Source organism: Spirochaetota bacterium (assembly GCA_026415295.1).
GTDB lineage: Bacteria > Spirochaetota > JAAYUW01 > JAAYUW01 > JAOAHJ01 > JAOAHJ01.
Genome location: JAOAHJ010000004.1, coordinates 15,101 through 28,042 on the forward strand (window position 1 = coordinate 15,101; position 12,942 = coordinate 28,042).

Below are 12,942 nucleotides of genomic sequence, written 5' to 3' on the forward strand. Positions count from 1 at the left end.
ATAATTTTTTTAATATATAGCATTTAATTTTTTTGAGTAAAAGTAATTATGGTTGAAAATAATAACTATAAAGGAGGTTTAGTTTATAGTGAAAAAATATCTAAAACTAAATCTCCTTTTTTAGCACTTTGGAAAACTATATTTTTTGATTCTAAACAGAGAATTTTATTATCAAGATTATTTTTAAGGTCTTTTTTAGCAGGAAAAGATATTCCAAAAATATTTTTTTATAAAAATATTTCAAAAATTAAAAATTTAACATATATGGTTCTTAAATCCTGGGGAGAAGACATAATAAAAATTTTAAAATGCCAAATATATATAAATGGTTTAGATAAAATTGATAAGGAAAGGAATTATCTCTTTATTTCAAACCATTTATCTCCTGTAGATATTCCATTAATCTATTCTACTATTCCTGTTTTAGCAGGATTTGTTTCAAATTATGAACTTTCTTATTTACCTGTTTTTAATTTTTGGATGAAAAAATCTAATGCAGTATTTATTAAATTTGGAGATGAAAAGTCACTAGTAGATTCATTAAAAAAGTTAATAGATAATTTAAAAAATGGTTATAACCAAATATTATTCCCAGAAGGTAGAATGAGTCCAGATGGGTCAGTTCAAAACTTTAATAGAGGAGGCATCTTCTCTGCTTTAATTACAGGAATTCCTATAGTCCCAATGTTTATAAAAGGGACTAGGGAATGTTTGAAACCTGGTGAATTTAATTTTAATCTTTCAGTTCCTCTTTATATAGAATATTTTGATCCTATTGAAACTAATAATATAAGTAGAAATGATAAAAAAAATTTTGTGAACTACCTTTACAATTTATATAAAAAGTTTGAAGAAGAGTTTGAAAATAGAAAAGATAATTTAAAATTGTATAATTTAGAATAATTATTTATAAATTATTAAGGGAATAAATTGTTTATTGGTAATTTAATAAAAAAAAATATAAAAAATTATTTTAATTCATCAGTTGATCTTCATTTGCATTCAAATCTTTCAGATGGCACATATTCGGTAAAAGAAATTTATTTCAATGCTAAAAAGCTTAAAATGAAAATTATTTCAATAAATGACCATGATAATATAATTCCAGAAAATGAATATAACGAATTTTTAAAAGATTCTTCTCTTAAATTAATTAATGGTATTGAAACTTCATCTTTTTTGTATTACAAAGAAAAGAAATTTTCTGTTCATGTTTTAGGATATAAAGTAAAGGATTATAATAAAGTGTTAAAATTAGTTGAGGAATTAAAAAAATTTAGAAGAGAGAGAAATTTAAAGATTTTGAATAAAATGAAAGATTTTTTTTATAAAAATAATATATTATTTGATTTTGAAAGTTTTGAAAGAAATTCTGATTTTAATAAAATTTCTAGATTGCATTATGCAAAAATCTTATTTGATTTAAAAATTGAGAAATCAGTAAAAAAAGCTTTTAAAAAATATTTAACAAGAGATGGGGTACTATATTGTGAAAAGAAAAATTTTGATTTTTTAGAACTTATAAATTATTTAAAAGATTGCTTTGCAAAAGTTTTCCTTGCACATCCTTTTATTTCATTTCCGAAAGAGCTTATATCTAATAAAAAGCAACTTATGAAATATTTTGATAATATTATTTTAAATGGGATTGATGGAATAGAAGTATTTTATCCAGAATTTAAAAGTAATGAAGAAAAAATTTTATATAATTATTGCTTAAAAAATAACATTCCTATCTCTTGTGGTTCAGATTTTCATGGATTAAATAAACCATATATAAAAATTGGAGAAATATCTAAAAATTTGACAACTGAAATAGAAGAAAGAATTATAAATTATTTTATTAATATATAATAGTATTATTATTTAAAATGATAATTAAATTTTCTATATTAAAATAAGGATATTTATTATGAGTGATAAGGAAGAATATAAAGATTTTTTAATAAAAGAGAACCTTTCAAGAATTAAAAACAAAATAATAGTGCTTTCTTGCAAAGGTGGGGTTGGCAAATCAACTATTGCTACTAATATTTCATATGGTTTTGCAATTAAAGGTTTTAAAACTGCAATTTTTGATATAGATATGCATGGTCCATCAATTCCAAAAATGATAGGAAATGAATGTGTTAATCTTGAAGAAAAAAATGAAGATGGAAGGAGTAAGCCTTATAAAGTACTTGAGAATCTTTATGCTTTAAGTATGGGATTTTTTCTTAAAAACACCGATGATCCTTTAATTTGGAGAGGGCCAATAAAAGTAGGACTTTTGAAAAAGTTTTTTTCTGATATTTATTGGCCTGAACTTGATTTACTAGTTATTGATTCTCCACCTGGTACTGGGGATGAGATTATTTCATTATTTAATATTATAGGAAATATTGATGGTGCAATTATTGTATCAACACCCCAAGATATTTCTATGATTGATGTTAGTAAATCTGTAAAATTTTGTAAAATGTTTAATATAAAAATATTAGGGATCATTGAAAATATGTCATATTTTGAATGTCCCAATTGTAAAAATAGGATTAAGGTTTTTGATGGAAATGCTTCAGAAAAATTAAAAGAGTTATATGGCTTAGAGATATTGGGTGAATTACCCTTAGATCCTGATATTTCTAAATGTTCAGATATTGGAAGACCATATATTTATGATTTTGGTAAAAAAGAGGGAGGAATAATTTTTTCTAACATTGTAAATAAGCTAATTGAAAAGATTTATATTTGATTTTTTCAGTTAAATTATTTTTAGTAAAATAAATATTGAGTTTGAAAAATAATAATAAATAGATTAAAAATATTAAAAATGATTTTAAAAGTTAAAAAAACATTTTTATTTTTTATTTTTGTTATGCTTTTATTTTCTTCTTGTAATATTAGTGAAAAAAATTTAATAAAAGATAAAAATGAAATAAAAGAAGAAAAAAAAGAGACAGTTTTAGAAGATTTTAAAGAAGAAATTCCATTAAATTATATAATTAATTATAAATTTATTGATTCTTTTGAATATTCATATGAATACTTTAAAGTAAAAGAAAAATTTCCATTACAAAAAGAAAAGATCTATTTGTATTCTTTTTTATCTTTATTTTATTATATTTTCTCTTTTTATTCTGAAAGTAAAGAATTAAAAAGTTTAAATAAGATTAACGAAAAGATAAATATTGATGATATAAATAATCTATTTTTTGAAATATATTTGGAATATAAACATAATTTTAAAATTTCAAATAATAATATAATATTTGATTATTTCTTTATTTTATCTTTTTTTGTAAAAGGTGATTATTCTTCTTTTATTTTTAGAGTTAATGCTAATGATAAGTTGAAAGAGAAACTAAGTGAGGAAAAAATAGAATTCTTGTATTATCTTGTAGCATTTTCATATTTAAAAATTTATAATATATCTAAATCTTTAGAAAATTTAAAAGAAATTAAAAGAGAATTTTTAGCTAATAAAGTCAAATTATATATAGAATATTTTTTTTATAATAATCTTATAAATTCAAATTTATTATATGAAAAACTTGAAAATTCTGAATATTATATTAAAAATGATGGATATTATTTATTTTCTTTAATCGATCCATTAAAAAAAGAGATTTTTGATAATGTTAAAAAATTTAACTATTTAAATTTTTATAAAGAAGTTAAAACAAAAGAGTCATTGCCATATAGAGTAATATATTTTAAAGGATATTTTTTCGTAGGAACTTTTTTATCTGGTCTTTTTGTTTTTAATCAAAATGGAGAGCTTTATAAATATTATACACCTTACAATTCACAATTAATATCATTATTTATTAGAAATTTTTTTATTTATGAGGATAAGCTTTATATTGTTACATATGAAGGAATAAACGAGGTTATCGTTAATAATGGAAAAGTTGAAATTAGAAAGAATTTAAACTTTCCATTGAAATTAAATTATAATTCTATTTATGAGAATGAAGATTATATAGCTTGTTCAACACATTTTTATGGTGTTTTATTATGGGATAAAAAAAATAAAAAGTTACAAAAAATTTTAGATAAGTCAATATGTGAAACTGTTTTTATATATGGTAATTATTTATTTATAGGGCATCTCCAAAATGGTTTATCTATATATAATATAAAAGAAAAAAAAATAGTTAAATCTAATATTAAGGAAGCAGGGTTAGATATAAAAAGTTTTGAAGTTTACAATAATATGATCTTTATATGTTCTTATAGAAAAGGTGTTTGGATTTTGGATTATAACTTATTAAAAAGTGAAAATAAAATATTAATAAAAAATATTATTCCATCAAATATTATGGATTATATTTTGAAAATAAAAATTGTATTTGATAATTTATATATTATTTCTATAAATGGTGGTATATTAAAATTAAATTTAAAAAATTATAATTTACATTTTGTTAGTTTGTTTGATAAGATTAGGATTACAGATATAAATTACAATGACAATATTTATGTAATTTCAACATATGAACAGGGAGTTTATGCTTTTTTTGGAAATTTTTAAACTAAATAGGATTCAAAAATATCTTTTTAAACAAAATATTTTATATTATATAGGTTCTTTTTTTCTTTTTTTAATGTTATTTTTATTGGGATCTTTAAGATTAATTATAGACTCTATTTTAACGACAAGTTCTATATCTTTTTTTATTATATTGAAGCTTTTACTACTCACAATACCCCAACATATTATGATTTCAGCTCCTGTAGCAATGAATTTGTCTCTTGCTCTTCTATTTGGTAACTTGTCGGTAAATAATGAGATATTAGCAATCAAGAGTTTTGGTATAAATTTAAATGTTTTTATAAAGCCAATTCTCTATTTTTCAATTATAGTTGCTCTTTTTATATATTTTGATATGGAATATTTACTTTCATATTCAAAAAATTTATATCTTGAAGAACTGAATAAACACAGAGTTAAATCAATAGAATCTTCTATACAAGAAAAAAAAGTGGGTAAATATTCTAATTATGAAATATATGTTGATAAAATAGAAAACAATGAAAAAAATAAGAGAAAAGAATTTATTAATATTAAAATATTTGAAAAATCATCAGATTTTCAGAGATTAATTTATTCAAAAAAAGGATATATTCTTGAATTTGATGATGATGATGGAGAACCATCAATAGCACTTTATTTAGAAAATGGTTATGTTGTAAATAACATTTATAATAATGATAAACTTGAATTAATAAAAATTAATTTTTCTAATTTTGTTATATATTTCCCAAAAATTAAATATTATATGAGTGGAGATATTTTAGAAAAACGATTAAAAGATTTAAAAAATGAAATAATACAGATTAATGAAGAAAATAAAAAAATAATACATAATTTACTAAAAGAGAATCCAAATTTAAATATAAAAGAAGTTTTAAAAAGTCCATATAATTATGGATTAAATAGTTCAAGATATATAGAAAGTATATATTATCTTAAAATTGGCATAATCATTTCGACTTTTATTTTTGCTATCTCTGGATACTCTATTGTTAAAGGTTTTAGAAACTTAAATATTGGATTTTCTATTTTTATTTCTTTTATAATGATTATGTTATTTTATGGTGTATTTCTTATTTTTCTAAACTATATGGTTTCAAAAACTAAATTATCAATTCCTGTTTTATATTCAGTGGTTTTAGGATTTCTATTCTTTCTATCCTTAATTTTGATAATAAGAGGAAGAAAATTTTAAATTAATATTACTATAAATATTTTATAAAATATTTTAATATTTTTGTAAATATTATATGATATAATTATATGATTTGTTTAATATATTTATTTATTTAATATTCTTAATTTTAATAATTAAATAAAAAAGCTTTATTTATAAAAAATTTGTATTATTGGGCCAATAAATTGAAGGGTCTCTGTTTCCATTGGACAATGTCCACTTCCATTTATAATATAAAGTTTCTTGAATTTTAATCTTTCTATTATTTTTAAGTTTTCATCATTAAGCTTAACCACATTATCATTTTCACCCCATATAAACACAAACTCTCTATTAATTTCGTATATAAATTCATAAATGTTTATAATATCATTTATATCTAGCATATAGAGGACATTTTCAATTGTTTTAGGTAATATTAGAGGATTTAAATATCCATAAATATCTTTTTCTTGTGGAGATTTATTATATACAAATTTTAGTATTTTTTTGATAGAATCATAATTTAATTGAGTTTTAATAAACTCAACTAAAAACTTTTTTATAAATGATATTTTTAAAAATATATCTGATCTTTTGCTATTATTTATAGCAGGTGAAATTAATATAAATCTATTTTTGAGTAGAATTTTTTTGTATTCTTCATTGTTTGTAACTTCATTTATATTGAAAAAATTAAAAATTTTAAATAGATTTTTACTTTGTTTGATTTTTGATTCAAACAATATTTCAAAATTTTCAATAAAATTTTCATAAAGATAGATGGTATATAAACATATTCTACCGCCCATAGAGTGTCCAAACAATGTCCACTCAATATTTTCTAAATAATAATTTTTATCAAACTCTTTTAAAAGTTTTAAAATTATTAAAGAGAAATCAACCGAAGATAGTTTTATTTTTTTTCTTTCAGAATAACCAAAATTTGGTAAATCAATTGCAAATATAAAAAAAATTTTACTTTTTAAATTATTATTCTTTAAATTTTCATTGTTATTAATTATTTCTAAAAAATTTTCTGAAAAATTCTGATAAGAATATGTTGAACCTGCAAAACCATGAATTAAAAATAATTTTTCAATACATTTTTTGTCAAAATTTTTAATATTTTGGGGATATTTGTAAAATAGTTCATAATTTGTCCAGATTCTATAATGAATTTTTAATTCTGTTCTAATTCCTTTCAATGTGAAAAATTCTATATTTGTATAAAAACTGTTATTAAAGGGGGTTTTATTCTCTTTATTCTGGTTAGAATAAAAAAAGTTTATAATGTTGTCAACATTATTATTTAATTCATTTCCCATTATTATTTTACCATTAAATATTAAATAAAGGATTAATATTGTTAAAAAATTAATAATTTTTATATTTTTTCTGAATTCCATAATTGAACTCAAAATTTTTGTTTTTTGATAAAATAAATATTAAATATTTATTTTATTAAACAATATTATGTTACTTCAAGTTCTATTTTTTCCATAGCAATTGAAGCTTTTTCTTTTAAAAATATATCTACAATAGTTTTTGTAAAAATTGATTCTACAATATTTATTTCTACTATAAAGCAGTTATTTCTTTTTGCAATAAATGGTAAATTATTAGCTGGAGCAACTTCTCCTGAAGTTCCTATTATAATTAATAAATCAGCTTTATTTATTTCATCAATTGATTTTTTAATAGCATCTTCTTTAATAGCTTCACCAAAAAATATAATATCTGGTTTTAATGGAAATTTGCAATAATTACAAAATGGTGGTTTTTCTTCTATAGATATATTTTCTATGTTAAATGTTTTATTGCACTTTAAACAAATGAATTTATTAAGATTACCATGAAATTCTATAACATTTTCACATCCTCCTTCTTGGTGTAGGTTATCAATATTTTGTGTTATTACTGTTTTGACAAACCCTTTTTTATAAAGATTTCCTATTACTATGTGAGCTTTATTAGGTTTAATATTAGAAAAATAATCATAAAATATTTCTTTTATAACTTTCCAGCAACTAAATGGATTATTAAGATAATTATCAATATATAGAAACTCTGGATCGTATTTATTCCATATTCCATCTTTTCCTCTGAATGGAGGAATTCCACTTTCTACAGATATACCAGCTCCTGTAAAAATAATACAGTATTTTGAATCTTTTATTTTTTGTCCAACAATGTTATAAAAGTTCTTTTCCATTTTAGTTTTTTCTAACTTTTAAAATTAAAATCTTTAATTTATTGTTTAATTTTTTATTTTTATATTTCTATTTTTTAAATTTTATTTTATAAACAAATAAAATTTTTATTTTCTTTTAAAATTTTATAAAGAATAATATTTTCATCTTTTCTTTTTAAACCAATTCTAATGAAATCTTTTAATTTAAAATTATAAAGATCTCTAACATTTACAAAATTATTGTTTAATATTTCTAGAAATTTTTGCTTTTCCTTTAGTTTTATTATAAAAAAATTAGTATCAGATTTACAAAACATAAATCTAAAAAATTTCTTTTTCTCTTTTTCTAAAAATTTACAAGTTTCATTCCTAAATTTATCTAAATAATCAATATTTTCAATTATTTTTTCAACCAATAGATATCCACTAGAACCTATACCCCATAAAAGCCTATGTTTTTTAAAAACAGAACTATATTTTTTTGTTAAAACAAAACCTACTCTTATTCCAGGTGTACCTAGAAATTTTGTGAAGGTTTGAATATATATAATGTTGTTGTGGTCAATTTTTTTTATTTTATTTGAAAAAAGTGATTTTTTAAAATCTTCATTAATTTTATAAAAATTATCAGGAATAAAATGTATAAATGCTTCATCAATAATAGTTAAAGTCTCATATTTTTCTATTTCAACTAAAAAATCAAATAAATTTTTATATATTCCTGATGGATTATTAGGGTTTCCTATAATGATAGCAATTTTATTTTTGCTTTTTTTCCTAATTTTTTTTAATTTATCTAAAATAGTTTCTAATTCTAAATCATTTTTATTAAAGTAATTAATTTCATATAATTTATTTGTAGAATTAAATAAAGAAATTTTTTTATATTCTGAATAATTTGGACATGGAATAATAATTTCAAAGTTATTTAAGATATTATTTCCTATAATATGAAAAGCTTCTGTTGCTCCTGCAGTAATAATTGAATAATTGCCAAAATAATTTTGAAAATTATTTTCTATCCACTCTATATAATTGTATTTTCTATCTAAATAATTAAGTTCTTTATAAAAATATTTATTTATAAATTTTGGAGTTAAAGGGTTTATAGAAATTGAGAAATCGGTAAAATTTTTATTTTTTATTCCACCATGATCAATTTTCATAAATAAAAAATTTTTATTACTCAAAATATTAATTAAATTGTAAGAATTTTATTTATTTAATTATTGTTAAGCTAAAAATTGTAAATATAAAAATTAAAAAGATAATAATTTTAAAATGGTTTAATCCAACAATAATATTTTCCATTTCTGGAGGTTTTCCTTCAAATTTATAACAATTAGGTTTTTCAAAACTCAAATTTTGAATACCTGCAAATGCAGACATTGGATAGGTGCCATTTATTTTTATATTACCATATTTTTTAATATATTTTAAACTGTTTAATGGATTAATAGGAATAATAAATATTATGGACAATCGTGCTGGAATAAAGTTTAATATATCATCTGTTCTAGCACAAAATTTTCCAAAAAATTCATATTTTTCATTTCTATATCCAAATAGAGCATCATATGTATTTACAATTCTATATATTATACTTCCATATAGTCCGAATATTAAGAAGTAAAAAATAGGAGCAAGTATACTGTCAGGAATATTCTCTGAAAGACTTTCAAGGGCAGCTGAATAAAGTTGATTTTTATTAAGGTTTTCAACATTTCTACTTACTATTTTGGAAACTTCATTTCTTAATTTAAAAATGTCTCCTGTAATACAATTATTTACATGAATATAGAGTGATCTTATAGAAAATGTAGACTTTAATATTAAAGAATCTATTAAAATCTGTAAGCAAAATATTATTTTATAAACATTTTTATTAAAAATAATAGAAATTATTAATTCTAAGTATTTTTCTATTAATGATTTAAGTAAAAATATTATAAAAATCCAAAAACTTACTTCTATTATTAAAGAAAACATTCCGGAAAAAAAATAGATTGTTTTTCTAATTTTATCTTTTTTAAAATTTATTTTCTCGATAATTTTATAAGTTTTTTTCCCTAAAAACCCCATATAGCAGACAGGGTGAATAATTGAAGGATATTCTCCAAATATAATATCTATAAGAAAAGCTAAAATAAAAACAATAATTTTTTCTATAACTTTTCCTTTTTTTAATTTTATATTTCTAATACTTTTTTTAAAATTTCTGGTTCAAGTCTGTATATTGAACCTTTTCCACCAAAGAAATTATGCTTTTCTATAAGATGTATAGAGAGATCGGTATAATTAATTTCAATATTTTCTGGTAAATATTTTAATTTTATTTCAGTTTTTGGAAAAAATCCTTTATCTTCAAAAGGACATTTTGTTTTGCCTCTGGTTGAATTTACAGAAACAATCCATTTTTTATCAACTTCTACTTCCAATCCATCAAATTCAAATCCTTTTTCCCTAAAGTATTTTAGTTTAGAAACAATCTTTTCAACTGAAATTTCAAGCTGATTTAACAAAGAAATATCTTCAGAAATTATATCAAACAGTGTTCTTTTATCATTACCAAGAAAACCAACAATTGAAAACTTTCCAGGTTTCATGTTTTCTTCTATTTTTTTATATTGAGGTATACCTTTCATATAACCCCTCTTTTTAATAGAATTATTATTAAAATTAATAAATTGTAATATTCTTGATTAAGCAAATTTGTCATAATATATTTTATTAATATCTAGTCCCATTGAAGTTAGAAGTTTTACACAAGCATCTATCATACCTGGACTACCACAAAGATAAGCTTCAAGATTTGAGGTATCTTTAATATATTTTTTTACAGCATCTGTTACAAGGCCAGTTTCACCTTTCCAATCTTCTTCTGGTTTTGGTTCGGAAACGATTGGTATAAAAGTAAAATTTGGAAGTTTTTTTTCAATTTCTTTAAAATATTCAATTAGAAAGAGATCTTTTGTTGTTCTTGCGCCAAAAATAAATAGTGATTTTCTATGGGTAATATTTTTTCTTATCATGTCCAATATAATTGATTTTATTGGCGCCATTCCAGATCCACCAGCAATAAAAACAATATCAGAATCAGTCTCTCTTAAATAAAATTCTCCATAAGGTCCATTTATTGTTAATTTATCACCTACTTTAAGATACTTGTGTATATAAGTTGTGCAGATACCATTTTTTACATATCTTATCATTAATTCTATATTGTTGTACTCATAAGGTTCAGATGATATTGAATATGCTCTATAAACAGTATTTTCTGAAAGTTCATATGGAGGGACTTCTATTTGAATAAACTGACCAGCTTTAAATTCTATTTTATCAGGATTAAGTAATTTTAATTTTAATCCTTTAATGTCATATGTTAGATCAAAAATTTCAACAACCTCTACTTCAAACTTTTTAATATTAAAAAATTCTTCTGGAATAAATATTTCTAAATCTTCTTTAACCTTAAATTGACACGAAAGTCGTATATTTTGATTTATTTCATCTTTAGAAAGCCAAGGAACTTCAGTAGGTAAAATAGTTGTATTTTTTGGCGATAATAATTTAATTTTACATAAACCACAAGCACCTTTTCCTCCACAAGCAGAAGGGATAAAAATATTATTAGATGTAAGAGAAGCTAGTAAACTTTTTCCGCCTTCTACTTCTAAAGTTTTTTTGTTATTAATAATTATTTTTTTTATACCATAATTACCAACTGTTGAATCAATAATAATTATTATTAATGTTAAAATAGAAGTAAAAGTTGAGATTATTAAAATATTTTTTAGAAGATTATAAAATTCTGCTTGAATAATTAAAAAGTAAAACATAATATATCCCTTCTATCTTTTTTATAATTATCATTTATTCATATTTTTATAATGCCTGCAAAACCTGTAAATATTAAGGCCATTATACCAGCTATTATTAATGCTATTCCAGCATTTTCTAATCCCTTTGGTATTTTGTCTAATTTTAACTTTGATCTAATTCCCGCCATAACAATTATTGCAAATGACCACCCAAGTCCTCCACCAAAACCATAAATGACAGAATTTATAAAATTATAATTTCTAATAATCATGAATAAACATACTCCAAGAATAGCACAATTTACAGTTATTAAAGGAAGAAAAATTCCAAGTGAAATGTATAAATTTTCTGAAACTCTTTCAATAATCATTTCTAATATTTGAACAAAAGCAGCTATAACAATAATAAATATAATAAATCTTAAAAATTCTAATTTTAGAGGGACTAAAATAAAGTAGTATACAAGCCAATTTAAGCCAGTTGTAAAAGTCATAACAAAAGTAACAGCAAGACCTAATCCAGCTGAGGTTTTAATATCCTTTGAAACAGCCAAAAAAGAACACATTCCAAGAAAGTTAGTTAATAAAATATTATTTGTTAAAATTGATCCAATAAATATATATAAACTTATTAAATTCATTTTTTATCCTCCTCTCTAATTAAAAAAGCTTTTAGAAACCAAATTAACAAAGCTAAAACAAAGAAACCACCAGGTGCCATTACCATTAATGTCCATTTTGTGAAATTAGGATCTAATACTTGAAATCCAAAAACTGTACCCATTCCTAGCACTTCTCTTATAATAGAAATTGTGATTAAAATAATAGAATATCCAAGACCAGAAGAAAAACCGTCAATAAGTGATAAAAGTGGAGGATTTGATAGAGCAAAAGCTTCTGTTCTCCCAAGAACTATGCAATTAGTAATTATTAATCCAACATAAGGACCTAATTGTCTTGAGATATCTGGTAGAAAAGTTTTTAATATAATATCTATAACTATTACATAAGAAGCTATTATTAAAGTTTCAACCATTAATCTTATTTTAGAAGGAATACTTTTTCGCAATATAGATACAGTTAAGTTTGATAAAGTTGTTGTAAAAATAAGTCCAAAACACATTACTAAGGTATTTTTAACGAAATTTGTAACAGCAAGTGTTGAGCATATTCCAAGTATTTGAACAACTACTGGATTTTTATAAAATAAGTTATCTTTAAATATTTTTGTAATCTCTCCTTTTTTCATAAAATC

Annotated in this window: 13 protein-coding genes; 5 read left to right on the forward strand and 8 right to left on the reverse strand. The window is 21.3% G+C overall.

Translation table 11 applies throughout. The annotated features are described in order from the left end of the window. The first annotated feature begins 48 nt into the window (after positions 1 to 48). The 5 genes from N3A58_00985 (at position 49) to N3A58_01005 (ending at position 5,711) form a co-directional block, all read left to right on the forward strand. Positions 49 to 903 (forward strand): 1-acyl-sn-glycerol-3-phosphate acyltransferase, encoded by an 855-nt coding sequence (locus tag N3A58_00985; GenBank protein MCX8057973.1) that lies wholly within the window; start codon positions 49 to 51, stop codon positions 901 to 903. A gap of 27 nt (positions 904 to 930) precedes the next feature. Next, on the forward strand, positions 931 to 1,854 hold the full coding sequence (locus N3A58_00990; GenBank protein MCX8057974.1) for a PHP domain-containing protein: 924 nt from the start codon (positions 931 to 933) through the stop codon (positions 1,852 to 1,854). A gap of 58 nt (positions 1,855 to 1,912) precedes the next feature. Continuing rightward, positions 1,913 to 2,731 (forward strand): Mrp/NBP35 family ATP-binding protein, encoded by an 819-nt coding sequence (locus N3A58_00995; protein MCX8057975.1) that lies wholly within the window; start codon positions 1,913 to 1,915, stop codon positions 2,729 to 2,731. Positions 2,732 to 2,809: 78 nt separating this feature from the next. Further along, a complete protein-coding gene (locus N3A58_01000; GenBank protein ID MCX8057976.1) occupies positions 2,810 to 4,513 on the forward strand; it encodes a hypothetical protein in 1,704 nt (567 codons plus the stop codon). A 73-nt stretch (positions 4,514 to 4,586) separates the two neighbouring features. Beyond that, positions 4,587 to 5,711: an LptF/LptG family permease gene (locus tag N3A58_01005; protein MCX8057977.1), complete on the forward strand. Its 1,125-nt coding sequence runs from the start codon at positions 4,587 to 4,589 to the stop codon at positions 5,709 to 5,711. 131 nt (positions 5,712 to 5,842) lie between these two features. Here N3A58_01005 and N3A58_01010 read toward each other — a convergent pair whose 3' ends face one another. The 8 genes from N3A58_01010 to N3A58_01045 all read right to left on the reverse strand — a co-directional run bounded on the left by N3A58_01010 (position 5,843) and on the right by N3A58_01045 (position 12,936). Further along, positions 5,843 to 7,081 (reverse strand): alpha/beta hydrolase, encoded by a 1,239-nt coding sequence (locus N3A58_01010; GenBank protein MCX8057978.1) that lies wholly within the window; start codon positions 7,079 to 7,081, stop codon positions 5,843 to 5,845. A gap of 65 nt (positions 7,082 to 7,146) precedes the next feature. Continuing rightward, positions 7,147 to 7,887, reverse strand: a complete 741-nt coding sequence (locus N3A58_01015) for an RNA polymerase subunit sigma (protein ID MCX8057979.1) — start codon at positions 7,885 to 7,887, stop codon at positions 7,147 to 7,149. A gap of 86 nt (positions 7,888 to 7,973) precedes the next feature. Then, positions 7,974 to 9,032, reverse strand: coding sequence for an aminotransferase class I/II-fold pyridoxal phosphate-dependent enzyme (locus tag N3A58_01020; protein MCX8057980.1), 1,059 nt, complete (start codon positions 9,030 to 9,032; stop codon positions 7,974 to 7,976). Positions 9,033 to 9,084: 52 nt separating this feature from the next. Then, entirely contained in the window at positions 9,085 to 10,059 is a 975-nt protein-coding gene (cbiB, locus tag N3A58_01025) for an adenosylcobinamide-phosphate synthase CbiB (GenBank protein ID MCX8057981.1), read from the reverse strand. After that, complete coding sequence (locus tag N3A58_01030) at positions 10,056 to 10,511, reverse strand: hypothetical protein (protein ID MCX8057982.1); 456 nt, start codon at positions 10,509 to 10,511, stop codon at positions 10,056 to 10,058. The genes cbiB and N3A58_01030 overlap by 4 nt, the downstream gene beginning before the upstream one ends. A gap of 57 nt (positions 10,512 to 10,568) precedes the next feature. Further along, the gene (locus N3A58_01035) at positions 10,569 to 11,705 is read right to left on the reverse strand and encodes a 2Fe-2S iron-sulfur cluster binding domain-containing protein (protein ID MCX8057983.1); all 1,137 of its coding nucleotides are present in this window, start codon (positions 11,703 to 11,705) and stop codon (positions 10,569 to 10,571) included. Positions 11,706 to 11,743: 38 nt separating this feature from the next. Beyond that, positions 11,744 to 12,328 (reverse strand): NADH:ubiquinone reductase (Na(+)-transporting) subunit E, encoded by a 585-nt coding sequence (locus N3A58_01040; GenBank protein ID MCX8057984.1) that lies wholly within the window; start codon positions 12,326 to 12,328, stop codon positions 11,744 to 11,746. Then, complete coding sequence (locus N3A58_01045) at positions 12,325 to 12,936, reverse strand: NADH:ubiquinone reductase (Na(+)-transporting) subunit D (protein ID MCX8057985.1); 612 nt, start codon at positions 12,934 to 12,936, stop codon at positions 12,325 to 12,327. Before N3A58_01045 ends, N3A58_01040 begins: the two co-directional genes overlap by 4 nt. Positions 12,937 to 12,942: the final 6 nt, after the last annotated feature.